The sequence below is a fragment of the Fischerella major NIES-592 genome (assembly GCF_001904645.1).
GTDB lineage: Bacteria > Cyanobacteriota > Cyanobacteriia > Cyanobacteriales > Nostocaceae > Fischerella > Fischerella thermalis.
This window is the reverse complement of sequence record NZ_MRCA01000006.1, coordinates 79,014-104,442: the sequence shown is the minus strand read 5'-3', so window position 1 is coordinate 104,442 and position 25,429 is coordinate 79,014. Positions and strand designations below refer to the sequence as shown.

The following is a 25,429-nucleotide window of genomic DNA, read 5'->3' as shown; positions in this document are numbered from 1 at the left end:
AGTGATCATAAAAGCAAATTTATTAGTAAAAAATGCTAGGGGTGTACAGTCCATGCCCTTGACGATCCTTGTAGTGGATGACGATCCGGGCACTCGTCTGTCTATCAGCGATTATCTTGAACTGTCTGGCTACTCGGTAATTGTTGCTGATGACGGTCAAGAGGCTTTAGCAAAGGTACAAGAGTATCATCCTGATTTGATGGTTACTGATATTGTCATGCCACGAATGAATGGTTATGAACTGGTACGCCAAGTCCGCCAAAAATCTGAATTTCGTTTGCTGCCAGTAATTTTGTTGACAGCACGAACAAAAACGCAAGAAAGAATTCTTGGTTATCAATCTGGGTGTGATTTGTATTTACCCAAGCCTTTTGAATTAGAAGAGTTAGGAGCAGCTATTCGTAATTTGTTGGCGCGATCGCAAATTATTCAATCTGCATACCGTCTTTCTCATCTAGAAAATACCAACACTTTGGATGGTAACGGCTCACAGTTAAATGAGATTCAAAAATCTCAATGGTTCTTAGAGCTGACTCCCAGAGAACGAGAAGTTCTGGAACTTTTGACTCATGGACTTTCTAATGCTGACATGGGTCAAAAGTTGCACCTAAGTCCTCGGACAGTGGAAAAGTACGTCAGCAGTTTATTGAGAAAAACAGGCGCTAGCAACAGAGCTGAATTAGTGCGCTTTGCAATGAAACATGGTCTAGTGGAATGATTAGTAAAGGTTGAGGAGGTAGGGAGATGGGGAGTAATGTAGAGACGCGCTGTTTGAAGTGTCTGGCAGTATGAGGAGTGTGTAGACGCAACAGCGGCTTCCCATAAGGGTGGAGTAAACAACCAATAACTAACCACTAATAATTGACAATTGACAATTGTCAATTGTCAATTGTCAATTGACTAACAACTAATGACCATGCGAAACAAAAGATTTATAGCTTGTGAATTTTATACAAGTTAGTCAACAATTATCATTATCAAAGTTATTATTTTTGTTGCGATTGTTGCGATCGCTCTAAGAACCAAAAGCTAGTTGAGACTCTATTCGGTCAATCGCTGCTCGCCAAACTTCATATCCATATTCGCTGAGATGTAAACCATCTGTAGTTAAATCTTCTCGCAAGTTTCCTTCAAAGTCTGCAAACCAATTGTAGAGATTAAGATAATTTACCCCTTCTTTTTGGGCAAGTAAAGCAAGTTGATGATTGAGAGTACGAATGCGGTTATTAGAAATATTAGACAAGCGGCTGGGCAAGATAGATTGAACAATAATCATACTCTCTGGATGATTTTGTCGTAAGCGTCGGATAATCAAGCGATGATTGCTTAAAATCACTTCATCACTTCTACCTTTACGTAAGTCGTTAATCCCAACCATGACATAAATAACACTTGGTTTCGTTTTGGCAAAAGCCGATAATCTTTTTAAAACCCCACTAGAAGTATCTCCAGAAATTCCCTGATTCAACCATAATTGTTCACGCTTGAGCATTTCTTTCGGAAACCACATACTCAAAGAATCGCCAACTAGGATGCTCAAACGATTTTTACCTTGACCTTTAGCCATTGCTTTGGCTTCCATAGCCAACAAACTTTTCCAATCTTCATAAGTTAATTGATGGTTATTGCTATCCCACAATGTCTTTAATTCCTCATCGGCTATACGTGTATAAATTTGACCAGCTTTGAGAGCAGCTAACCTATGATAATAAAGTTCATTTCCAGACGTAGGCTTCCAAATTGGTTTATAGCTTGGTGTTAAAAATGATTCTGTTGCTACAGGCAAACTTTGTTCGCTAAATTCTGGTGAAGAAGTTTCCAACGTGGGGACTAATGTTTCTGTTACTACTGGTTGTAAGTTTTCTTTGTTCTTTCCATGTACTTGATGATCATCAGTATGAAAAATAGGTTGTTGTGGTAAAGTCGATGCTGGTAAAACTAATCCTGTTAACAAGCCTGCTGCCAACAGATAAACATCCCTCATATCCTAATTTCTCCCAATAGTTGCTCTTTTTCCCAAAAGCAGCGTTTTTTGGCTGGTATCAGGAAAATTCTTCATTAGCTAAATTATCACCTTTTACAGTATTTACACTGAATGAGTGTAATTAGCTAGCTTGTGAGATTAGTTTTACAATATCTTTAACGTATTTAGCTATTGTCGTTCATGTCTAATTAATTACTATTCTTACAAAAATAGTAGGGTTTTTACTATATTGGCAATTATCATCACAATATGTTTTGAGTGCTGAATTGTTTTCTGCAATCAATTACTAACCACTGTACGGTTTCAGCATCTGTAGAAAAAATTTTCGGTTTAATGTCAAGATAGGTGTTTAAATGCTAATTTCCTAACGCTCCCTACACCTCAAACCGATAACGACTGCCGATAATATAATCTTCACTCATTTCAAACGAAATCCACCGCCTTTGCAAAGTCTCAGCAACGAAACCTGTTGTATTGGAACCTGCAAATGGATCTAAAACTAAATCGCCTTCATCAGTTAAAAATTTGATAAAAAACTCCGCGAAACCCTGGGGAAAACGTGCAGGATGGGGTTGTATTCCCGCTGCTTTACAGCGACGCAGGTATCCACTGTTGGATTCGGTATTGGCAATTTCTAGCAAGTTAGGTGGTATTGCACCTTGATTATCTTTTTGGAAACGATCAGAAATATCATGTCCACTGGGACGCATTTTAGCTTTATAGCCATTTTTAAGTAACTGCTTCATACTCTGGCTATATGGCTTTAAAACTTTTCTGTTATCAGCTTTCGGGTGAGGTGTTTTCGATAACCACCAAACTACATTTACTGAATCTTTAACGCGAATGCGCCTAATTGTCACCCATTCAGCAGGAGTAGGCAGTCGTGCTGGATTATAGTGATAAAATTCTTGGGCAAGGAAAAAGCCGACTTCTTTGCACAGCCTGATTAATAATTCATATTGGTAGATACTGCGTACTGGATTTCCAGGCAGGTAAGTACCGCCTAAATCCAGTACAAATGAGCCATCATCTACAAGTACCCGTTTAAATTCGTAGGCGAAAGGTAAAAACCATTCAATATATTTTTCAGCGTTTTGATTACCGTATTCTTTTTGACGTGTAAGTGCAAATGGCGGTGAAGTCAGGATTAAATTTATGCTGTTATCTTTGATAGATTTAATTAGTTCCTGGCTATCACCTAAATATGCTGAACCGTATTTTTGAGTATAATAAGGGGTTAAACTTATTGTTATTTGTGGTGTTATGTGTTCTTGTGTCAAGAGGATTTACATTTATAAGTTGTTATTAATTATTATTTAATTCCCCTCTTGTTTGCAAAGAGGGGTACTGGACAGGAAAATCCAGCAGAAATCAAACCTACCATTTTTTATAGGGAAGAAATTTACCAGACATAATCACTTTGACGTGATCGCCTTTGGGGTCTTCTTTTTTTCTATATCCAAAGTAAAATCAATTGCGCTCATAATCCCATCACCAAACTTTTCGTGAATCACCGCTTTTATTGGCATTCCATACACCTGCATAATTTCGTAAAAACGGTAAATCAGAGGATCTGTTGGTACAACAGGGCCTAATCCTTTGACAGGATATTCTGTTAATTCTTCCATATCACTTTCATCAAGCCCTAATGCTTCAACTAGTAACTTTGCCTCTTCCTCGGAAGCACTAGCTTGACGATAGATTACAGCCGCAATCCAGACTTCATCACGTCCCAAAATCTTTTCTTAATTTTAATCCAATGAAATAATTTCATTTTTCTCAGATGGTGTCAGAATCATCTTGCCTTCACACCTTACACTTAATACATCCCATAAAAAATCCCCCACCTATCGGCAGGGGATTTTTATTACTTAGGTAACAAAACTAGCAGCCGGGTTAGCCGAATTTACCAGCCGTCGAGGCAATGAGGAATGCTGCGTAGGTTAGGACGTAGCCCACAGAGAAGTGAACTAAACCAACCAAACGAGCTTGAACAATAGACAGAGCAACGGGCTTGTCTTTCCAGCGAACCAGGTTCGCAATTGGAGTCCGTTCGTGGGCCCAAACAAGAGTTTCGATCAACTCTTGCCAGTAACCTCTCCAAGAGATGAGGAACATGAAACCGGTTGCCCAAACTAGGTGTCCGAAGAGGAACATCCAAGCCCAAACAGACAGGTTGTTCATGCCGTAGGGGTTGTAACCGTTGATCAGCTGAGCGGAGTTAGCCCACAGATAATCACGGAACCAGCCCATGAGGTATGTAGAAGATTCGTTGAACTGAGCAACGTTACCTTGCCAAATACCTAGATGCTTCCAGTGCCAGTAGAAAGTTACCCAACCTACTGTGTTTAATGCCCAGAAGGTAGCGAGGTAAAAGGCGTCCCAAGCAGAGATGTCGCAAGTACCGCCACGACCAGGACCGTCGCAAGGGAAGGCGTAGCCGAAGTCCTTTTTATCGGGCATCAGCTTAGAACCACGAGCATCCAAAGCACCTTTAACTAATACCAAGGTGGTGGTGTGGATAGCTAGGGCGAAGGCATGGTGTACTAAAAAGTCACCAGGGCCAATAGTTAAGAAGAGGGAGTTAGTGCCAGAGTTGATTGCATCCAGCCAACCAGACAACCAAACGTTGCCGTAGTTGGGATAAGCTGTGTAAGCAACGCTATCTGGGTTGGACAACAGAACGTTGAGTCCGTACAGCACTTTACCGTGAGAAGCTTGGATGAACTGAGCAAACACTGGCTCAATCAAAATTTGCTTTTCAGGTGTGCCAAAAGCAACTACTACGTCGTTGTGAACATACAGACCCAAGGTGTGGAAGCCCAAGAATAGGGATACCCAGCTTAGGTGAGAGATGATCGCTTCTTTGTGCTTCAGCACGCGCTCAAGTACGTTGCCCTTGTTTTGTTCGGGGTCGTAGTCACGTACCCAGAAGATGGCACCGTGAGCGAAAGCACCGAGCATCAAGAATATAGCAATGTACTGGTGGTGAGTGTACAACGCTGCCTGAGTTGTGTAGTCCTTAGCAATAAATGCGTAAGGAGGCAGGGAATACATGTGCTGCGCTACCAGGGAGGTGATAACACCCAAGCAAGCTAGGTGCCAACCCAACTGGAAGTGCAAAGAGTTGTTATAGGTTTCATAAATGCCTTGGTGAGGCATGTTAAAGGGGCCTTCAACGGGCTTACCGAAGAAGGTTTTGGCATCCATCATTTCTTTGATGCTGTGACCGATGCCAAAGTTAGTGCGGTACATGTGACCAGCAACGATGAACAGAACTGCGATCGCTAGGTGGTGGTGAGCCATATCAGTCAACCACAGTGATTCAGTCTGGGGATGGAAACCACCCAAGAATGTGAGAATCGCAGTACCAGCACCTTGGGAAGTACCGAATACGTGGCTAGCAGTGTCTGGGTTTTCTGCGTAAACACCCCAGTTACCAGTAAAGAAGGGCTGTAAGCCAGCTGGGTGAGGTAAGGTGCTGAGGAAGTTATCCCAGCCTACATGCTGTCCGCGAGATTCAGGGATCGCAACGTGGACTAAGTGACCAGTCCAAGCCAGTGAACTTACACCAAACAGACCTGCCAAGTGGTGGTTAAGACGAGACTCAGCCATCTTGAACCAAGCCAGGCTTGGGCGGAATTTGGGTTGTAAGTGCAGCCAACCTGCAAACAGGAACAAGGATGCCAACACCAGGAGGAAAATAGAACCCATGTAAAGGTCACCATTTGTCCGCATACCGATGGTGTACCACCAGTGGTAAACACCAGAGTAGGCAATATTTACTGGGTTGCTAGCACCACCTTGAGTAAAAGCTTCTATTGCGGGTTTACCAAAGTGAGGGTCCCAAATCGCGTGAGCAATAGGACGGATATGAAGGGGATCTTTAATCCACTGTTCAAAGTTACCTTGCCAGGCTACATGGAAGAGAAGGCTGGAAGCCCACAGGAAAATGATTGCCAGGTGACCGAAGTGAGTAGCGAAAATCTTTTGGTAAAGATTTTCTTCAGTCATGCCATCATGGCTTTCAAAATCATTTCCCATAGCCATCGCATACCAGATCCGACGTGTAGTCGGGTCTTGTGCGAGATCCTGGCTAAATTTTGGAAATTTTGTTGCCATAGGTTTCGATAAGTCCTCTGACTTTTAGCCATCACGTATCAGCGTTGGTTAGTAGTTAGTTGTTAGTTGCTTGTTGTTAGTTGCTTGTTGTTAGTTGTTTAACGATACAACCACCAACAAAATCCTACTAACCACCAACTACTAACTACTAACTCTTCAGGCTGATTACTAGCCTATTGAAAGGATGTGTGCGTGGAAGAATGCCCAGGTTGTGGCAATTCCTCCTAAGAGGTAGTGAGCTACACCTACAGCCCGACCTTGAATAATACTCAGAGCACGGGGCTGTATTGCAGGTGCTACCTTCAATTTATTATGTGCCCAAACAATGGACTCAATCAGTTCTTGCCAATAGCCACGACCACTGAACAGGAACATTAGGCTGAATGCCCAAATGAAGTGTGCGCCCAAGAACATTAATCCATAAGCTGACAGTGCGCTGCCATAGGAATTAATGACTTGTGTAGCTTGTGCCCATAAGAAATCACGCAACCAGCCATTAATGGTGATGGCACTCTGGGCAAAGTTACCACCAGTGACATGAGACACGTTACCAGCTGCGTCTACTGTTCCCCAGACGTCAGATTGCATCTTCCAGCTGAAGTGGAAAATAGCGATCGAGATGGTGTTGTACATCCAGAACAGTCCCAGGAATACGTGATCCCAACCAGATACTTGGCAGGTACCGCCACGACCAGGACCATCACAGGGGAAGCGGAAGCCCAGGTTTGCTTTGTCTGGAATTAGACGAGAACTACGAGCAAACAGGAATCCTTTTAGAAGAATTAGGGTGGTGACATGAATTTGGAATGCGTGAATATGGTGGATCATGAAGTCCGCCGTACCCAACGCGATCGGCATCATTGCCACTTTGCCACCTACAGCGAGGATACCACCGCCGAAGGCATAGCTGACAGGTTCAAGTGCATTAGGTGCGGTTGCACCAGGAGCTAGGGTGTGTAGGTTTTGTACCCACTGAGCAAACACCGGCTGCAACTGAATTGCTGTGTCAGAGAACATGTCTTGGGGACGGCCCAAGGCACGCATTGTGTCGTTGTGAACGTATAGTCCAAAGCTATGGAAGCCGAGGAAGATACATACCCAGTTCAGGTGAGAGATGATTGCATCTCGGTGGCGAATGACGCGATCCAAAACGTTGTTTTGGTTCACTACTGGGTCGTAATCGCGCACCATAAAGATGGCAGCGTGGGCTGCACCACCAACAATTAAGAAGCCGCCAATCCACATGTGATGAGTGAAAATACACAGTTGGGTGGCATAGTCTGTTGCCAAGTACGGATACGGAGGCATCGCGTACATGTGGTGTGCCACGATAATGGTCAATGAACCCAGCATGGCAAGGTTAGTGCCTAACTGCGCGTGCCAGGATGTGGTCATATTTTCATAGAGACCCTTGTGACCATCACCAGTGAAGGGACCTTTGTGGTTTTCGAGGATCTCTTTAATGCTGTGACCGATACCCCAGTTGGTACGGTATTGGTGACCAGCAATGATGAACAATACCGCGATCGCCAAATGGTGATGAGCAATGTCTGTCATCCACAACCCGCCTGTAACTGGGTTAAGACCTCCCTTGAAGGTGAGGAAGTCTGAATATACACCCCAGTTCAGGGTGAAAAATGGTGCAAGACCCTTGGCAAAGCTGGGATAAAGGTTGATCAAATTCGCTGAGTTCAAGATGAACTCGTGCGGCAAGGGGATATCTTTGACAGCGACTCCTGCATCTAACAGCTTGTTTGTTGGCGCGGATACGTGGATGATGTGACCAGCCCAGCCCAAAGAACCACAACCTAGCAGTACTTGCAAGTGGTGATTCAGCATGGACTCAACATTCTGGAACCATTCCAACTTGGGAGCACGCTTGTGGTAGTGGAACCAACCAGCAAACAAGAGTAAGCCTGCTAGTACTAGACCACCGATCGCAGTGCAGTACAGTTGGAACGAGTTGGTGATTCCCCAACCACGCCAAACTTGGAACAAGCCAGAAGTAATCTGAATACCGTGGAAGCCGCCACCGACATCCCCATTCAAAATATCTTGACCAACGATTGGCCAAACGACTTGAGCACTAGGTCTAACGTTGAGAGGGTCGCTTAACCAAGCTTCGTAATTGGAAAAACGAGCGCCGTGGAAAATCATCCCGCTCAGCCACAGAGTCACTACGGCTAAGTGACCGAAGTGTGCTGCAAATATCTTGCGGGAAATGTCTTCTAAATCGCTTGTATGTGTATCAAAATCGTGGGCGAGTGCGTGCAGGTTCCAAATCCACGTAGTGGTTTTGGGCCCTTTGGCTAGAGTTCTGTCGAAGTGTCCTGGCTTAGCCCACCGCTCAAATGAAGTAGGAACCGGGTCGTTATCGACTATCACTCTTGCCTTTTTTTCCTCTCGCTCCGGAGGACTTATTGTCATTCGACCTCCTCTCTTAAAAAGGACTGAGGAATTATGGATACCACAGGACGTCTTCTCTGGCTTTGGTAAAGCTTAGTCGCTTTCTCCATTAATTTTTGGAGCTGCGATGAAGACCTTGTGTGGAGAGTGGTTTCTGTTGAATTATAAAGTCTTCTCTCGCACATTGTTGGAGACATTTTAACAATAATTCAAAATCCTTGGAGTAACTGCATAATCTGCTTTTTGAGTGCAAAGCACTTGTCAAAAAGTCAATAGTTTCTCCATATATTTTACAAAGGTAAACAATTCGCAAAGTTTATAGTTCAATTTCAAGTAACCTACTCTATCTTTTAGTTACAACCTTATTGCCAGATCGAGGTATTTCTGTTACATGGGCTACTAAAATATGGTTAAATTACTATTAAGAAAAATAGTTATTTTATTACATAAGATTAATTTATGCTGTCATCAGTAAATTAAAATTCAGATTTTCTGCTAGAGGTAAGGGAGATTTCACCAAAGCGACGGGGATGCGATACGCCTCGTAGGTGTAGAGAAAAGTCGCCCCGTCGTGGTAATGGTTAATGGCTAATCGGTGAGACTACTTGCCGTCTTGGCTTATGCCTAGATGGCAAAGTAGCGAACCCGAAGGGTAATGGGAAAACCAATTACCAATTACCAATTACCAATTACCAAATTCCTCGTCCCCTTGTGGGCGAGGAATTTCACCTTTTGGTTATGTTTTTGAGTGGGTACTTTGAGCCAAAATAATCTTTCAGTTGTTAATGAGTTAAGTCAAAAACATGAACTCGCGACGGACGACAGCTGTAACTCTCCTAAAGTTGCTAATCGCTTTAGTACTGATATTAAGTCTGACGAGTTGTGGTGAAAAAGCTGTTAGTCAAGAACCATCTGCTAGCTTCCAGCAAAACCCTGAAATTTCTACAAAGCAATTCTCAGAAGTTGCCCCACCAATTACCGTCCAAGAACTACGGCAAACTACTGACTTATACAGACCACAAGTATCAATACTTTCCCCCAAGTCCGAGGAAATTCTTCAAGATAACACAGTCACAGTCCGTTTTCAGGTCAAGGATCTTCCTATTTACAAAGACTCGAAATTAAACTTAGGCCCCCATCTCCAGGTAATTCTGGACAATCAACCAGATATAGAAGTTTATGACCTAAATCAACCCTTAGTTTTATCTAACTTACCTCCAGGTACTCATACTCTCCGTGTTTTTGCTTCTCGTCCTTGGCACGAAAGCTATAAGAATGAAGGTGCTTACGCCCAAACAACATTTCATGTTTTCACTAAGAGCGATAGTAATAAGCCTGATCCAGTATTGCCCTTGTTAACCTACAACCGTCCTGATGGTAAGTATGGGGCAGAACCGATTTTACTGGACTTTTATTTAACCAATGCGCCGTTACATCTGCTAGCTAAAGACAATCCTGATAATCCATTTGCAGATTGGCGCATTCGCTGCACAATTAATGGTGAAAGCTTTGTGCTTGACCGCTGGCAAGCAGTTTACCTGAAAGGTTTTAAACCAGGTAAAAACTGGGTAAAACTGGAATTTCTCGACAACCAGGGCAGTCCCGTCAAAAATGAATTTAACAGTACAGTTCGGCTGATAACCTATGAACCCAAGGGGAAAGACACCCTTTCTAGAATAGTTAGAGGAGAACTATCAGCAGATCAAGTTCGCTCAATTGTAGATCCTAATTACACAACCAAGCCACCAACTGTTGAACCCACACCCATCCCCACCGCAACACCGACTGTCGAACCAACACCAGAAATACAGCCCAAGGAAGAAAAACCACCTGTTCTTGAAATAGAACCCACACCCATCCCCACCGCAACACCGACTGTCGAACCTACCAGTCCACCCGATTGATTTTGACAGGTTGTGGTTGTTCAGATCCCCGACTTTTTGAAAAGTCGGGGATCTATGACCTCTGTTGACATACCTCCTTGTCCTAAAGGAGCGAGGATTCCTTGACGCTTCACAGAAACTTGCTACTAGGTAGTCTTACAGTCTCTCCACGTCCGTTTAGAGTCTCCCAATGCCCTATGGCGACTACTAGGACGGGGTTTTAGAGCCAAAATCTCGATAAAAGCACGTCTATGAATTTGCAAAAATACTCAACTGCAAATGCTGGGATAATACTTCAACAAAAGCGATCGCACCCACAGGATTACCTACATGATCTAATGGGGGACTGTAACAAGCGATCGCACCTTGACCTGGCACTATCGCTAGAAGTGTACCACTAATGCCTGATTTCATCGGCAAACCAATCTGTACAGCATATTGAAAAGAAGCTTCGTACAGCCCACAAGTTAACATCAAAGCATTGACAATCTGACGATGTTTCGATGAAATTAATTCACTTGCAAAAGCGAGAATTTTTCCCAAACAGGCTAAGTCGGTAACTGTCCCAGATAGACAGCATATTTGTTCATAGGTGTCAAGAGCTATTTCTGAGTTATTTACATAACCAGCCTCAGCTAAATAACGGGTAATATCTCGGTTAGTTTCAGAACCTGCGGAACGTACCGAAGCGAGGGTAACTTCATCTAACTTAAGTTGACAACCTGCGATTTGATTCAGCCATTGACAGAATTTTTGAGTGCGATCGCTAGCGTTATTTCCTGGTAATTTATCAGCAATGGTAATTGCTCCACTGTTGATCATCGGGTTACGAGGATATCCACCATCAGCCACTAATTGTTCTATAGAATTGAACGCATCAAGGGAAGGTTCAACCCCAACCCAGCGAAAAACCTTTTCTACTCCCAAATCTTCCAGTAGATACAGCAATGAAAACGGCTTAATAGCACTCATGAAGGGAAAAACACAAGCCGTATCGCCTGCACCGATACTTTCTCCTGATGGATAACAGATTTGCACAGCAAACCAACTGGAATTAGCTACAGCCAAACTGGGAATACGTTCAGCAACTTGTCCTTGAGATGCTGGGATTTTGGCTTGTTGTATCCAAGTTAGTAACTCGCTGGTAGTGAGTGTTTCTAGTTTTCTCAAAGCTGCCTAGTCTTTGATATGAAAGATGTATCTTAAAGAATAAGCGATCGCGCCAAGTGCTGTTTCATCTGTTGGCTGTTGTCTTAATACTGCCGTCGCAAGTGTGGCAGTTTGGAAACACTGACTTATCATTGCTGTAAGTTAGACTTGTATGCACCTGCGTATTTTCTCGTACTTCTGTTAAAAATTCACATGGTTTACATAACTTTATACAACGATTCTTGCAACTATTCTGTGTGGAGTGATCCGGCACGGCTAGCTCAATTCCCATGAGCATGAATAACGACTCCAAAAATCCCTCTGCTTGTCGTCCAGGCAAATGAAACACTGATTGAATCGTTCCCATAGTGGCGATTGCCACATCAGAGTAATAATTCGATGCTCCCTTTCTCCCCGTTTTCTGTTGATTGTGCCACTGCTCGATGACTTCTTCATTCACCCAAAACAGTTATACTGCCTCGAAGCTTTAGTGCTGCATCATAGGCGTTCCAATTCTTAACTTTGTACTGGGCTTTCGTCTTCATCTCTGGGCTAGGCGGTGAGAAAACATCGACGATAGGTAAAATTTACCATTTTGTCTATTCACGCAACAACGCCCTTTTGAAGCTGACTCAATATGTAGCACATTAATTGCATTCAGTACCAGCTTAGGCAGAAATGCTTGAGCCTTTTTAATACAGAAGCTGGACTGGGCAGCGAAAACTTTAAGCTTTCTCAGCCAAACCCTAATCTCTGGAGTTCTCCATGTCAGACTCAGGCACTCTTCTAGAAGCTGCTGTTTTAATCACCATCATTGGTGAAACGGTCTCAAAGACCGTATTGTTAAGCTGCTAAAAAGCCATACAGATCAACTGGCATTCATGTTTGCGAACTTAGCCCGAAGAACTAGAAATATAATAATGGGTAATAATGCCAGGATACGCTTATTAGCGATCTCACCAACTCAATATAAGTTTTGGTATTTTGGTCAATGCGATCGCAGAATTTACATTCCAAAAATTTAGGGCTATCTAACAGTTATTGACCTATAGTGTCATGTCTGTTTGGGTCTTTTTTCTCCTTTTTTTTCTGAGGATCTTTTTTGGTTTTTTTGGCTTCTCTATTGCCATTTTTTCTTTGACATTATTACTCTCCAATATTGGTGCTTAATTAGTGGGATGAAATAAACGTACTAATTCAACTTTAAGTTTATGTAGTTATTTGATGCTGACGAGTACAAAAAATAATTCACTTGTAGGTTAAGCTACGGATTGTTATCATCATTCCTCCGATTTATTTTAGTTAGACTTATCCTGAGCAAATCTGCCTACCTAAAATTTATTTCTCTATTTACATATAATCTCAAGACTTCACTAGCAGCCGTATTGGCCACCTTACTAATGTGTGGCATTATCGCAGTTATTTTATTGTTATTATAGCAGTTACATTTCCCTAAATATTTTATATACAGCAGATTTCATCTGAATGAGGTACAGAAGAACCTCACCCGCGCTACGCGCACTCTCCCCGCAAGTGGGGAGGATTAGGGTGGGGTGTACTCCATCTAGATGCAAAGAGCTGTAAATATTATTTTGAGCGTGTCTATAATTGCATTGCATGAGACTAAAAAAGCCAACACCCAGCCCAACAGTTCTAAGTAACTCCCACTCCCGTTAAAGCAATTGCATTAATTTATTAACTATAAATTACTACTCCATCACTCTTAGTAAAGCATTTATCAAAAGATTGATATTTTAAAAATATCTAAAATATCTTGTCTTAATTCTTAGCTCTAAATTAATATTTATATTTGGTTTGTTATATCTTGTGACTGTTAAAATATAGGTAATATGATTGGAGAGATCAATTTATGGCCGCAAGCAAATTTGATGATACATTAGCTGCCATAGAGTTAAATGCAGCTAGAAAATTAAACTGGGATTATAAGCAATTTAAAGAGTGTTTCAGTTTTACAGTCAATCAAGAAGCTATTGAGATAGCACCCAAGAAAATTCAACTCCAAGAATCTGAGTTGCAAACTTTAAAGCAAGCTTTATTGGATTATGGTTTTCAATACAAAAAAACTGTAAATGATTTTATCTTGGTTTTTGAGCAAGATGTTGAATTAAGATAGGCATTAAGCTGAGATTGAGATACAATTGGTGAAAGATTGCTTAACACTGTGGATAAGCCTTTAGAAAGATATTCTTTAGAGACACTGAATCTCGTGTTAAGGTTGAAGATGATAATAAAAATCGGACACAAATTTTGTTTTTAGTAGTAACAGGCTTTTTCTTTTTGTTATTGACAGACTTGTCTCCGAAATTTAAATCTCTGCACCATTTAATTTTGCAGACAATTTATGTCACTTTACGTAGGTCACCTCTCTTATGGAGTTACACAAGACACTTTAAATACTGTGTTTGCAGAATATGGTTCCGTAAAGCAGGTGTCCTTACCCATTGACCCCGAAACAGGTCGTGTCCGTGGCTTTGCTTTTATAGAAATGGGTTCAGATGCTGAAGAAGCATGAGCCATTGAGGCTCTTGATGGTTCTGAGTGGATGGGACGTAACCTGAAAGTGAACAAAGCCAGACCTAGAGAAAACAAGGGTTCGTTTGGTGGGAACGGAGGCAAGTATGGCGTCCGAAACCACTACTAAACTTTGAACTCAGAAATTTACACTCTAATGTCTTAAGGCCAGACAATGAGTCTGTCCTTTTTTTCTCAGATTTACTGGATGCTTTAATACTAGCCAGTAGTAATCAAGTAAGGACATAGAATGACCCAAATAATAGTAGACGATAATCAAGGAATTGAATCAGCCTTGCGTCGTTTTAAGCGAAAAGTTTCTAAGGCAGGTATTTTTGCAGATATGAAGAAGCATCGTCATTTTGAAACGCCAGAGCAAAAACGTAAGCGTAAGGAACTTGCGAGACATAGACAACGTAAGAAAAATTTCCACAAATAAATCCAAGCGTCTACACCATCTATCTATTCTTAGAACTACTCCAGAAGCAGATTAGAAATTGCAACATTAAGTAGGTTGGCACAAATCCCTCACACCACCACTGTGGAGGGAGATTAAAAAATTTAATCTGTACATATAGAAACTAATTAATATTGAGAATATAAATACAAAAGTCCATAAAACATTTATATACAATTTGGCACTTAACCCAGGAAAATTCATATTAGATTTCAACACCTTAATGGCATTCTCAAGCACTTATTGCATTGGCATTTGTGCCTTTCTCATTCCAGCCAATTTAGTTGCTACCTCATCAACAATAATTTTTACACTGTTGGGTCGTCCGGCTATTCATATCTGGCTAACTGCTCTTATTGCAAGTTTCTTTGCTCTATTGATGATACTGCACGTATTTGCTTGGTTTATGATGGGAGTAGTTATGGCTCCCACATACATTTTATTAGGACTAGGAAGCATTTGTTGGTTGGCCAATTTAATAGCGATTCTCCCACACAGACGCTTTGTTTTTCGCACATAAATAAATTTCGTATGCGATTGCCATCTATAACGTATTAGAGCGCAACCCATCCTCCTAGCCGACTTTGACTTATGTCTCGGCTGTTACGAAACAGCGCATCAAACGCTGAATGCCGGAGTTGAGGAAGCACAAAAGAGAGCTTGACAGCACAATAATTTATAGTATTAGCGCTTAAAATCCAACAGTTCTATTTTTTGCCTTTAAACTATTAGTAACTATATCAAAGCCTGATTGCTGCGTGGATTAAAGACATATTTTTGGTTAGTAAATCGCTGTTCTAGTGTTCTAGTAGGAATGCGATCGATCTGGGGGTAGCCACTGAAAATCAACTTTTTACCTCGGGTTTCTAATCGGTTGAGCCGCATCATAATGCCATCAAGATCAAAATGCTTAGAAAATAAGGACTAAAGTCCTTACTACGAACTTTCTCATCCCTCAATTCAAACTTGACAGAGTACTAGATATCTTGGTTTGATCCTCAATATCTAGCTATTGTTACGCTTAGCTGACAGTAAATGCAGTCATCAGTGTTAGGGTAACAAACAGGATAGCTATTGCCCCCTGGAAGATATAACGCTGTTGCTGTTCTAGTGAGGGATACTCTGCCAACGACATACCAGGCTCAATTGCGTAGTTATTCATGATTCCCTCATCATCTACTACGTAGCCAAGTACGAGAGGTAGATTAAGCAATTGACTACCCTGCCTGTGTGTACGCGCTTCGACCTCAGCGGGGATCAACTCACTACCATCACTACGAAGATGTGCTATTGCTTTGTTCGATTTCTTTCCTGCTTTTAGCTCTCCTTGTTGGTTGAAATGCATCTCCAATGGTTCACAGATATATACCTCAGCCTCCATAAAGAAACTGTCGGCATTCTTACATTCATCTAGATTGAGGGTTGTTCCTTTTTTATTGGTGTAGCGCATGGGTGTCACCTTGTGTGAAATTATTCGTGTAGAAATTAATGTCCTTCGTTCTCTTAGTCAGCTAACGGGTCAACTCCCATATCGACAACAGCATTCCGCAGCACCGTTATTTGTTGACCAAATTCAAGCTGCTTGATGGCTTCTAGTACTTGCACTACATCGCGGGATGGCTGGTAACTTGGGGGCATTGGAACTACTAAGCCTTTGACCATCAATTCCGATAATTCATACCAGAAAGCTAACTTAGTGTTGGCGCTCCAAATCCCATAAGAACGGCTAATCTGGGTGTTTCTGTTGGCAGCTAGGTCTCGCATTACTTCTAACTGTTGAGTATGAGGCATTTGCTTGATTTGATTGAGTATACCTTCAGCTAATTGCAAACGAGCTGCTCCTGTAGCAGCTGGCGTGATAGAACGACCCATCTCAGTGTAGACGTACCAAAGCATTGCCAGTTGGTCATCCACACTAAGGCGCTTGAATAAAGCGGTGGTAGTAAGTACAGCATTAACCAGATGGTTGCTGGAATCAAAAGCGAATAGGTTGGAAGTGGACTCTGTTGTAAAGCTCATATTTTTACCAAAGATGTTTGATCACTGTTCATGCAACATCTGTGCAACTGAAGTAGAACCCAAAGAGTTCTGCTTACTACAACACAAATTAAGAGGTAATATCAAGTCCGGCTAATTACTTACGATATGGTTGGTCTTGTTGGTAATTGGTAGTTGGTAATTGGTTTTTCCCATTACCTATTACCCATTACCAATTACCGGCCTTCACAGATATGATAAGTCTTCAAACGGACATGATATAAGTGAAAAACCAGCCTAAGTAAGTTTCTTGTCTCAATATCTTGTCGTCTCGACCTCCAGCAAAAAATAATGACTAGGCTTGGTTGGTATTGATTTTTGCAAAGTTGTTGATTTGGCGCTTATCGGTGCAAAAAAAGAATCCATTTTTCGTCTACTCTATGGATTCTTGTCAACTGTTCACCAAATTAATTGGCAGACTTGAAATAGTAGTTGCACCTTCTCTCATTAAACTTTTTTGCCCTCTCAGCTTGGATTAACTTTAGAATGTCTTGCTTAGAACTGAGTCGCTCAAGTTTAATTTACTCAAATTTGCCCTAATAAAATGTATTTCGTTCAAATTGCTTTAGTTAAGCTTATTTCTCTCAAATTACCAGCCTAAAATTTATTTCCCCGGCTGTATATTGCTTCAAAACCTTGTTGGCATCCATATTGTCTGCCTCGCAACGATTAGTGTTGCCGCTTGTTACATCTTCTTAAGTATAGTTCACAATTTTCAGATTTTACGAAATTGCAAATAAGAAATCTCAAATAATTCTTTACAACTATACTACTTTTGGTCTATCGAGGTGTTACTTTGTTGACAGGGAGACAAAAATAGATAAAAGCTGATAACCAATGGGATTTTTTAAATTTGTGAGCGTGCAGTTTTCCCAATTTGGGTGCGACACGATGATCTCTAGTTCAATTAATTTTATTTCTAATGATAACAACAACTCACTGATTGTTCACAATTCAAAGAGAATTGCTGTAAAAGACTAATTTGTAGATATTTTAACCAAATTGATGTCAAATAATTAGCAGAATATCCTGTGGATTTAATTTAAAGTATGGTGGTTATTGCCCACTATACCTTGAATTTATCTAATTATTGATATGAACAATAAAATTATACCTCTAGATTGCGATGACGTTATACTTTTAGGGAAAGATACATTTAAAGTAAGTAGACTAAAAGAACTAGTAGAGAAACTAATTAGACACAGATTACAGCGACGTGTATATGAGTCTAATAGTCTGGAACCCGGTGTTTCCATGCTAGAGCTATTTAACTTAATATCTTTAGGTGAACATCATATCAAGCTAAGCGAGATTCAATTTAATTATGCTATTAATTGCCAGATATTGAGAATTGGTAGTGAAGGATGGCAGAAAGGAAAACTTAATATTGAAGTATGCATATTATCTCTTAACCCAAATCTCAATCAAATTTACTTGGAATTTTATCCAGAAGAGTTTATTGAATATGACTCACTTTTAGATGATATTTGTAAAATCATCGCTGAAAATTAATTACATCAATCTGTAACTTTTTTAAGATTCGCTTTTGATTTACCTTCGTATCTTCGCGTCTTTGCGGTTCAAAATAATTATTTAACCACAAAGACGCAAAGAACACGAAGAAGGAAATATGAATATAGTTTTAGCCTGTACTACACTGAAGGTAGTAGTATAGATAATCATGCACCAGCGATCGCTACATTTAACTAGGTGCGAGATTGGTGGAGGTTTTCTCGTGTTGCAAGCCAGAAAGCGGCGGCGCAAAACCAGAGGGAATATGGCAGAAAACTTAGCGGGGTATCTATTTATGATGCCTGCTATTTTAGTTTTAATTACTTTTGTCATCTTGCCAATTGTTTGGGCAGTTTTTCTATCGCTGCACAAAGTCCAACTTCTTGGTGGGATTAAGTATGAGTTCATCGGTTTTCGGAACTTTACGCGCCTAGTAGAAGATGAACGAGTTTGGATTGCTCTCAAGAATACAGTGGAATACGTTGCCATTGTCGTGCCAATACAAACTATTTTGGCGTTAGTCTTGGCTGTGACTCTCAATTCTGGCATTCGTGGAAAAAACTGGTGGCGTATCCTTTACTTTTTACCCACAGTTACTTCTTCTGCTGTGTTGACGCTAATCTTTATGTGGATTTACAACACTGATGGGTTACTCAATGATTTTCTTGCTTTTGTGGGACTACCCACTTATAACTGGTTAGGTGATCCAGCAGTAGCACTCAAAGGTATTATGATCATGAATATCTGGTCAACAGCACCTTTTTACATGGTCATCTATTTGGCAGCGTTGCAGGATATCCCCCAATCACTCTACGAAGCGGCGGAGTTGGATGGTGCTAATGACTGGCAAAAGTTTATTTACGTAACAATTCCTATGCTCAAACCTGTTACCTTCTTTGTAGTGGCGATGGGCATAATTGGGACATTCCAGCTTTTTGATCAATCTTATATATTCTCAAATGGCAATGGTGGCCCCAACAATGCTACTTTGACCGTAGTTTTACTGATATATCAGGCTGTATTTCGTAACTTACAAATGGGGTATGGAGCTGCGATCGCTTTTCTGCTAGCAATGGTCATCGTTATAATTACGTTGGTGCAAAGGCGGATTTTTGGCGGTAGTGAGATGGGAAGATAATTTAATCAACGCTGTTGTATTCAGGCGATGAGTATCATAATCACACCGCGCGCGAACTTGAAAGTGACGAATATAGCTGGATTAAAGGAATAACACTACTTGCTAGTGTAATCATTCAACTCACTTCCTACGGACTTAATTTGCTGGATAACGCGCCTGTTGTGTAAAGTAGGTGAGGAGTCTTTGCAACTTATTTAATTTCTAACAACTATCTATGGATAGAAAAACCAAGCGCCTTTTACTGCTCGTTGTTTCCTGTAGTTTAGCTGGTGTAGTTCTAGGTGGTACCACTAGCTGGGCAGAAAGCAATTCCTGTTTGCAAGCAAGTACGGTCACTAGTGAGTGTTTAACTAAAGATCCGATTACTAAAACTATAGAAGGAATGGGTACTGGATTATTTGCTGGAGCAGCGGCAGCTTTTGGTATTGCATGGCAGCATCGTCATGAAGACTAGTTATTTATAAATTTTTAAAATTTAAAACTTCAATTTTCGGCTTTTATAGGAAGTTTCAACAAAATAACTGGTTAGGGGCGCAATGCTTTGCGCCTCTACAAGTTGTTGTAGTGTGAAAAATGAAACTGGACTTACGCACAACAGAGGACGCAACAAAAAGTTTGAGCCAGGGCTACCGGCGCTCAAAGCTTTTCAAAAGCTCGATTAAGCTGTGGCACTCATCTAGAGCTAAAATACTTTCTCCACCCACAACCAGAACATGTGGATATCTCCTGATAATCGTGTAAACTGGCAAACAAACTAAAGCTATGATTACATGCGTAGCTCTGCGTTCTCGGCATCTCTGACAATGGAACACTGGCAATTTCTGATACAGAAACAGGGCGATCGCTCGTGGCATACCCTAGAATCGCCAAAGGTAGAAATATCGGAAGGTAGATATAGATTTGTAGCTCGCTCCAACCTTGCTAATATGGATGTGGAAGTGCGGGTAATTCACTATTCAACTCTGGAAGGGCCAAAAAAGCGGCGTGTTTATAAGCGATCGCGTCGTACTAATGCTGAAGGCTTAATGGCGGTCATTCCTTTCACTTATCTCAAGCCTGGTTTCTGGGAGTTACAATGTTCTGGCAATTTAATGTCAGATATTTTCGGTAAACCCTGGCTACGTAGTTTACAACTACAAGTTTTGCCCCAAGGAAGAGATGGGTTGATGGGGAAATTTGGGGATGGGGAGAGTGAATACGAAGAAATCTCCACAATCGCCCAAACCGGTACAATTGACGATGAAGATGCAACTATTGATCAGCCTGTCAGCCCAGTTTGGCTACAAGGCGAGACAGCGGAGCAAATATTACAACATTTAGTGGAGTTAGCCTTACCTGCTTGTGAAAAGTTTACAGAAGATGAAGTTTTAGAAGATTTACCTCTAGACATCCCAGAACTACCGCTGTTACTGAATTTAGAACAAGAAATCTATATCGCCCGTTGGGGGCAAACTCTCAGTATTAACGGCTGCGTGCAGTCTCCAGAAACATCCACTCTCCAAAAGTTAGTCGCTGGAGAACTACGCCTTGAATTGCGATCGCCTCAAAGCTTAGAAATATTAGCCCAAACACGCCAACCCTTGTCAGAAAAGTTACTGCCATTCGCAATCAACTCTTCAATCGAAATTCCTGTTGAGTGCGAATCGAAACTAATTTTGGGTGAGATGAGTTTGCATGGTAAACTTGCCTCTGCTAGTGAAACTACGCTGTTAGCTAGCCAATCTTTTACAATCACAGCCGATATTACTCAATTACTAGCCATTAATACTCCAGCAGCCAGTGAACCAGAACCAGCACCAAAACCATCTGTCAAGCTAGATTTGGAACTTTTTAATATTGTTAAATCTCAAAAAATAGCTCAGTCTTCATTTACCCAGTCTGCTACAAATATTCTGCCACCATTAGTTACACACTCTTATAAATCTACTAATCTCCGTTCGCCACAACTGCCCAAACTTCCCCAAAAGCAAACTCCTGTTGCTGTTTGCGAACTCCCAAAACCAATAGAATCTTTGGAAAAAGCAGATCCTGTTACTCATCTTGAGCAAAAGGCAACTACGGATACTACTGCTATTATCCTTGCTTGTGCAACTCCCAAACAGTTGCAGTCATTGCCCAAAAATATTTCTTTTGCCATTGTCAAGCACAAAGGCAGAAATGACAGTATTTTTCCATTTTTGAGAAGAATCAAAAGCTTACCAGGCGATCGCGAAAATATCACAAGCATTCTACCAGAAAAATTAAAATCGCCTTTGCTGGCAGAAGCTGATCAACCTCAACTAATAACAAATGATAAACAAAATCCAGATGATTCTTTTAATGACTCTGTAGCAGTAGTTGTTCAACGCAGTTCGGAATTGTTAACAGTAGAAGCTTCCAACATGTCACCTTTGATTAGGAAGTGGATGCACAGTCATGGCTACTCTTTGCCTGAACCTATCGATGTCGAGTATGAAGACTACGATACCTCTTTACCCACTCACGAAGAGATATCACAACAACAGTCTGCGTCCCCCGTTGATACTGAAACTCTAGAATCAGAAACACAATTAGAAGCAACAGAAGAACAGGAAACCACAGAAGAATTCTCACTCCCCCCATCGCCCCTAATCCCCACTCCCTGTCGGTCGTGGGGGCCCCGAGTTCCCCATCTCCCTATCTCCCCTTCTTCCCCACTTCCCCTTCCTCCCCCACCTCCCCTATTACCAATCCGACAATTTAACAAACCAGCTTGGTTAGCTAAAGAAATTGTCGTAGATGATACTGATGGACAAGAAGAACTCGGTAGCTCCTCACAGCAAGAAGAAATTCCTGCGGCGATCACATCGGCAATTACTGAACCCTTGCCGACTCCACAACTTTATGTACCTGAAGGCGAACTCATCTGTGGGAAATTTGTAAGAGTACGTGTGGAGTTGGATTGTGTACGCCCTAAGATTGCGATCAAGCTATGGGTTGAAGATTGCCAAACCCGTCGGATACTGGACGGTCCATGTTTGCTTACCAATTTACTACCCACAACCTCAGGATTAGAGGTGACTACTCAAATCCATATCCCTTTGGGTTGTTTAGAAGTTCGTATAGAAGCGATCGCCGTAGATACAGCCAACCAACAAGAAAGCCACAAAGCTACTGTTGTTAGAACTGTAATTCCAGAAGATTTACCAACTTTGCAACTAGATGAACTACTGGGTATTTAGAAGGCAAGGAAAGGTGGGAGTGGAGACCCTATCCATCCCCAACCTCCCCAAACTCCCACCTAAACCGAGATGCTTGCCAAATCACATCTAGCAGCACAGTCAATGGGGCCAAAGCAAATAATGCCCAGAAAACGGCGGTGGAAACAAACAAATAATTCCGCAAAATAAAAGTCAACACAGCGATGCACACTGCCCAAACTACACGGGCGATGCGAGCATTGGGAATTGACCTGGGATCAGTCACCATGAACAAAGCAAACAGCAGCAAAGATTCACTCATCAAACGATGCCAGTAAACATCCCAAGTCCAACCCAGATAAAAATTACGCACGGCTTCTAAAGCAGCATATGCCCCCAAAAAGGCAGCTGTGGTATCCCAACGTCCCACTCGCTTGAGAATCATCCCACCAGTTCCAGCAAATAACAGCCCATACCACCAGTCCTCACCCCACTGTCCCGGAGAAACCCAAGCATCAGGGGTAAGTATTAAAGCAGAGATAATCCCAAAATTGGCAGGATTGAAGAAATGTTTGTCGCCAATTTTGAAGACAAATTTACTGGCGATCGCTATTACTGCTGCAAACACCATTGTCGTCCAGTGGTCAGCCCGCAACAATAAGCTAAGCCCCAAAGCAGTAATTAAGGAACATTGTTAATCTTTCCCACTAACCACCAACGATCAACTAGCAACAATTGTGACAACAACCATTGTGTTGATAGACAGGTGACTATTATGAGCGCAATCCATTCTGGTCTTAATGTCTAGTCTCTTGTACCAATTCCTAATATTAGGAACAAAGAGAGAAAAAGAATTTGATAATCGCGGATATTGCGTATAATTTTGAACTTGATTACCCCTTAATTAAGGGATTTCCCTTAAGTTTGTTCTAATCTAAACGGGTAAAGGCCGGAACTGTGTCGTTGTTACAGAATTTGTTACATAAATAGGTGGGATCAGGAACAGGAGGACAAGGGAAGGGAGAAATGAAGATGATACTTTATATGGCAAATATATACGTATCATCATCTTTCGATAAATTAATTTTTGTAAAATAGAAATTAACAGCATGTCTAATAATAATGCAGCTTTATCCTTTATTTCCGGTTTTACACCCAATTCTCAAACCAACGTTTCCCACATGTTTGTGGGGAGGCGACTGCAATTCTAAAGCGATCGCTTTATCGTTTGACGATGGTCCTCATCCACAATACACACCGAGATTATTAAAAGTTTTAGATCATTATCAAATTACAGCAAATTTCTTTTGGTTGGGTGCTTGTGTCAACCGTTCACCCAGCTTAGCGAAAGAAGTATGCGATCGTGGACATTGGATTGGACTGCACGGTTACTATCACCATAATTTTCCTTTGCTCTCCCCTAGCGAACTCAAAGACAGCCTAGAAAGAACCCAAGCTGCGATTTATGATACCTGCGAACTGCAACCAGAGCAAGTACGTGACGTCAGACCACCTAATGGTTTATTTACACCTCAAACTCTAAACCTATTACAACGGTGGAATTATCGTTCTGTCATGTGGAGTGTTGTACCAGAAGATTGGGTAAGACCGGGAGTTACCACCGTTGTACAGCGAGTCCTACAACACGTAAATAACGGCTCTATTATCGTTTTGCATGATGGTGCTTGTGGTGGAGAAGATGTAGCTGAAATAACTAACATACTCATACCCCAATTACTCCAACAAGGCTTTTACTTTGTAACTATAGATACACTGTGGCAGCAAAGTCTGAAGAGATGAGGAGGGTGTAGTTGAGTTATCAGTTATCAAATTCTATTTCTCAATGTTAACTGCGACTGGTACTGTTCACTGATTCCTACCCACTAACAACCAACAACCAATCACTAACAAACCCTTGACTATCGACCCTTGAGTCTTGACTCTTGCAGTGTTGTATCAGCTTGTGTGTCAAGGCTGGAAGTTGATGAAGGTTCGTCTGTCCCCAACATATTGTGTATATCGCTAAGGGAACTAGGTTTTGTAGCTGGCTCCTGTGGGATGTTTACATACTCAATTAAGTCTTCTACTTGACAATTCAGTGCTTTGCAAAACTTAATGATTCTTTCTATTTGTTCTGTTCCAGTCCTGCCACTTTCCCAATTTTGAATAGTGCTTTCTGTCACGCCTACAAGACGCGATAACTCCAGCTGAGTTAGCCCTGCTTTTTCACGCAGAAAAGCGATGTTTGGTTTTGCCTTCCGTTTCACAGCTACAGCACTTTTGATCTACCTATAGTCGTAGATCGTAGCATCAAAAAAAAATTAACGCCTTAAAAACTTAACCCAGCTCTTGACTACACCTAAGAATTTTGGTTAAGAATATTAAGTGTGAAGTGTACTAAGATCCTAAATCTCTTGCAAAAGTAATTTTTACAAGAGATGAGCTAGAGGTTCAAGGACGAAAGCTTGTTTTGGTAATTAGGTCGTTAGGAATTTGGAAAGCCCTTATTCCCTAGCCTTTATCTCCTTATATCTGAGGGTAGACAAAACAAAAACAAAGTTTTTTCCAAAAATCTTTCAGACTAATCCGGAATGAATAAATTGGACTTTGTAGCTCTCATTAACAAAACAAAAACACGACAGAGACACCGAAAACAACTCCTCAAAGAGTCAAAGGTGTAAACCCTCTAACCAAAAACACACAAACAACACAAAACTAAATGAGGTCTAAAACAATGTTGAAGAAGTCTTTTGCTTTCGGTTTACTAGCTGCTGGTTTGATGATTGCTCCTGGTGCGGCTCTGGCTGATGTGCAAAGCAGCCAACAAAATGCGACTCAAAATGGTGCTGCTGTTGGAGTTGGTAACACAGTTGTAAACAACGCTAACCAAACAGCTATTCAAGATATCACCAAATTTAAGAATGGTGCTTCCTGCCATGGTAGTTACAACGCTCAATTCTCTGGTCAAAACTTGGAACAAAACGGTGCTGCTGTTGGTACTGCTAACACCGTAGTTAACCAAGCTAGCCAAGCTGCTCTACAAAACGCTAC

Annotated in this window: 21 protein-coding genes and 5 pseudogenes; 12 read left to right on the top strand and 14 right to left on the bottom strand. The window is 41.5% G+C overall.

The window, feature by feature from the left end; translation table 11 throughout:
• The first annotated feature begins 52 nt into the window (after nucleotides 1–52).
• Nucleotides 53–718, top strand: coding sequence for a response regulator transcription factor (locus NIES592_RS13040; protein WP_062250629.1), 666 nt, complete (start codon nucleotides 53–55; stop codon nucleotides 716–718).
• A gap of 297 nt (nucleotides 719–1,015) precedes the next feature.
• On the opposite strand, the gene NIES592_RS13035 is transcribed toward NIES592_RS13040, so the two are convergent.
• The 5 genes and pseudogenes from NIES592_RS13035 to psaA all read right to left on the bottom strand — a co-directional run bounded on the left by NIES592_RS13035 (nucleotide 1,016) and on the right by psaA (nucleotide 8,533).
• Nucleotides 1,016–1,984 (bottom strand): SGNH/GDSL hydrolase family protein, encoded by a 969-nt coding sequence (locus NIES592_RS13035; protein WP_073555960.1) that lies wholly within the window; start codon nucleotides 1,982–1,984, stop codon nucleotides 1,016–1,018.
• 374 nt (nucleotides 1,985–2,358) lie between these two features.
• Nucleotides 2,359–3,264 (bottom strand): DNA-methyltransferase, encoded by a 906-nt coding sequence (locus NIES592_RS13030; protein ID WP_073555959.1) that lies wholly within the window; start codon nucleotides 3,262–3,264, stop codon nucleotides 2,359–2,361.
• 97 nt (nucleotides 3,265–3,361) lie between these two features.
• A pseudogene (gene cynS, locus NIES592_RS13025) lies at nucleotides 3,362–3,729 on the bottom strand (cyanase); the annotation flags it as partial.
• 151 nt (nucleotides 3,730–3,880) lie between these two features.
• The gene (gene psaB, locus NIES592_RS13020) at nucleotides 3,881–6,106 is read right to left on the bottom strand and encodes a photosystem I core protein PsaB (RefSeq protein WP_062247340.1); all 2,226 of its coding nucleotides are present in this window, start codon (nucleotides 6,104–6,106) and stop codon (nucleotides 3,881–3,883) included.
• Between the two features lie 168 nt (nucleotides 6,107–6,274).
• Nucleotides 6,275–8,533: a photosystem I core protein PsaA gene (psaA, locus tag NIES592_RS13015; protein ID WP_009454571.1), complete on the bottom strand. Its 2,259-nt coding sequence runs from the start codon at nucleotides 8,531–8,533 to the stop codon at nucleotides 6,275–6,277.
• A 782-nt stretch (nucleotides 8,534–9,315) separates the two neighbouring features.
• Here psaA and NIES592_RS13010 point away from each other — a divergent pair.
• Nucleotides 9,316–10,416, top strand: a complete 1,101-nt coding sequence (locus tag NIES592_RS13010) for a hypothetical protein (RefSeq protein ID WP_256678130.1) — start codon at nucleotides 9,316–9,318, stop codon at nucleotides 10,414–10,416.
• A 228-nt stretch (nucleotides 10,417–10,644) separates the two neighbouring features.
• On the opposite strand, the gene NIES592_RS13005 is transcribed toward NIES592_RS13010, so the two are convergent.
• The 3 genes and pseudogenes from NIES592_RS13005 to NIES592_RS26280 all read right to left on the bottom strand — a co-directional run.
• On the bottom strand, nucleotides 10,645–11,565 hold the full coding sequence (locus tag NIES592_RS13005) for a glutaminase (protein ID WP_073555958.1): 921 nt from the start codon (nucleotides 11,563–11,565) through the stop codon (nucleotides 10,645–10,647).
• A gap of 6 nt (nucleotides 11,566–11,571) precedes the next feature.
• Nucleotides 11,572–11,697, bottom strand: a complete 126-nt coding sequence (locus tag NIES592_RS25900) for a hypothetical protein (RefSeq protein WP_256678129.1) — start codon at nucleotides 11,695–11,697, stop codon at nucleotides 11,572–11,574.
• Nucleotides 11,698–11,809: 112 nt separating this feature from the next.
• A pseudogene (locus NIES592_RS26280) lies at nucleotides 11,810–12,004 on the bottom strand (transposase); the annotation flags it as partial.
• 1,410 nt (nucleotides 12,005–13,414) lie between these two features.
• On the opposite strand from NIES592_RS26280, the gene NIES592_RS12995 reads away from it, so the two are divergent.
• From NIES592_RS12995 to NIES592_RS12980, 4 genes and pseudogenes are all read left to right on the top strand, one after another.
• Nucleotides 13,415–13,678 (top strand): hypothetical protein, encoded by a 264-nt coding sequence (locus tag NIES592_RS12995; protein ID WP_016867255.1) that lies wholly within the window; start codon nucleotides 13,415–13,417, stop codon nucleotides 13,676–13,678.
• A gap of 228 nt (nucleotides 13,679–13,906) precedes the next feature.
• Nucleotides 13,907–14,206 (top strand): annotated as a pseudogene (locus NIES592_RS12990) (RNA recognition motif domain-containing protein).
• Nucleotides 14,207–14,326: 120 nt separating this feature from the next.
• Nucleotides 14,327–14,515, top strand: a complete 189-nt coding sequence (rpsU, locus tag NIES592_RS12985; RefSeq protein WP_073555957.1) for a 30S ribosomal protein S21 — start codon at nucleotides 14,327–14,329, stop codon at nucleotides 14,513–14,515.
• 220 nt (nucleotides 14,516–14,735) lie between these two features.
• On the top strand, nucleotides 14,736–15,053 hold the full coding sequence (locus NIES592_RS12980) for a hypothetical protein (RefSeq protein ID WP_016867252.1): 318 nt from the start codon (nucleotides 14,736–14,738) through the stop codon (nucleotides 15,051–15,053).
• Nucleotides 15,054–15,343: 290 nt separating this feature from the next.
• On the opposite strand, the pseudogene NIES592_RS25895 reads toward NIES592_RS12980, so the two are convergent.
• From NIES592_RS25895 to NIES592_RS26275, 4 genes and pseudogenes are all read right to left on the bottom strand, one after another.
• Nucleotides 15,344–15,439, bottom strand: a pseudogene (locus NIES592_RS25895) (DUF2993 domain-containing protein); the annotation flags it as partial.
• Nucleotides 15,440–15,554: 115 nt separating this feature from the next.
• A complete protein-coding gene (gene psb34 / locus NIES592_RS12975; protein ID WP_256678128.1) occupies nucleotides 15,555–15,914 on the bottom strand; it encodes a photosystem II assembly protein Psb34 in 360 nt (119 codons plus the stop codon).
• Between the two features lie 122 nt (nucleotides 15,915–16,036).
• Nucleotides 16,037–16,552 carry an orange carotenoid protein N-terminal domain-containing protein gene (locus NIES592_RS12970; RefSeq protein WP_016867249.1) on the bottom strand — a complete coding sequence of 172 codons (516 nt, stop codon included), beginning with the start codon at nucleotides 16,550–16,552 and terminating at the stop codon, nucleotides 16,037–16,039.
• Between the two features lie 499 nt (nucleotides 16,553–17,051).
• Complete coding sequence (locus tag NIES592_RS26275) at nucleotides 17,052–17,129, bottom strand: hypothetical protein (RefSeq protein ID WP_371915101.1); 78 nt, start codon at nucleotides 17,127–17,129, stop codon at nucleotides 17,052–17,054.
• 536 nt (nucleotides 17,130–17,665) lie between these two features.
• Between NIES592_RS26275 and NIES592_RS12965 the strand changes: the two genes are divergently transcribed.
• The 4 genes from NIES592_RS12965 (at nucleotide 17,666) to NIES592_RS12950 (ending at nucleotide 22,420) form a co-directional block, all read left to right on the top strand.
• Nucleotides 17,666–18,082, top strand: a complete 417-nt coding sequence (locus NIES592_RS12965; RefSeq protein ID WP_009454564.1) for a KGK domain-containing protein — start codon at nucleotides 17,666–17,668, stop codon at nucleotides 18,080–18,082.
• Between the two features lie 265 nt (nucleotides 18,083–18,347).
• On the top strand, nucleotides 18,348–19,220 hold the full coding sequence (locus NIES592_RS12960; RefSeq protein WP_370745871.1) for a carbohydrate ABC transporter permease: 873 nt from the start codon (nucleotides 18,348–18,350) through the stop codon (nucleotides 19,218–19,220).
• Nucleotides 19,221–19,434: 214 nt separating this feature from the next.
• A complete protein-coding gene (locus NIES592_RS12955) occupies nucleotides 19,435–19,674 on the top strand; it encodes a hypothetical protein (protein WP_073555955.1) in 240 nt (79 codons plus the stop codon).
• A gap of 316 nt (nucleotides 19,675–19,990) precedes the next feature.
• Complete coding sequence (locus tag NIES592_RS12950; RefSeq protein ID WP_178379543.1) at nucleotides 19,991–22,420, top strand: hypothetical protein; 2,430 nt, start codon at nucleotides 19,991–19,993, stop codon at nucleotides 22,418–22,420.
• 28 nt (nucleotides 22,421–22,448) lie between these two features.
• Here the strand turns inward: NIES592_RS12950 and NIES592_RS12945 are convergent.
• Nucleotides 22,449–23,272: pseudogene (locus NIES592_RS12945) on the bottom strand (RnfABCDGE type electron transport complex subunit D).
• Between the two features lie 228 nt (nucleotides 23,273–23,500).
• Between NIES592_RS12945 and NIES592_RS12940 the strand changes: the two are divergent.
• The gene (locus tag NIES592_RS12940; protein ID WP_062247354.1) at nucleotides 23,501–24,178 is read left to right on the top strand and encodes a polysaccharide deacetylase family protein; all 678 of its coding nucleotides are present in this window, start codon (nucleotides 23,501–23,503) and stop codon (nucleotides 24,176–24,178) included.
• 119 nt (nucleotides 24,179–24,297) lie between these two features.
• On the opposite strand, the gene NIES592_RS12935 is transcribed toward NIES592_RS12940, so the two are convergent.
• Complete coding sequence (locus tag NIES592_RS12935; protein WP_009454550.1) at nucleotides 24,298–24,645, bottom strand: helix-turn-helix transcriptional regulator; 348 nt, start codon at nucleotides 24,643–24,645, stop codon at nucleotides 24,298–24,300.
• Nucleotides 24,646–25,112: 467 nt separating this feature from the next.
• Between NIES592_RS12935 and NIES592_RS12930 the strand changes: the two genes are divergently transcribed.
• Nucleotides 25,113–25,429, top strand: a 317-nt coding sequence (locus NIES592_RS12930) for a filamentous hemagglutinin (RefSeq protein WP_073556061.1), incomplete at its 3' end; no start/stop codon positions are given.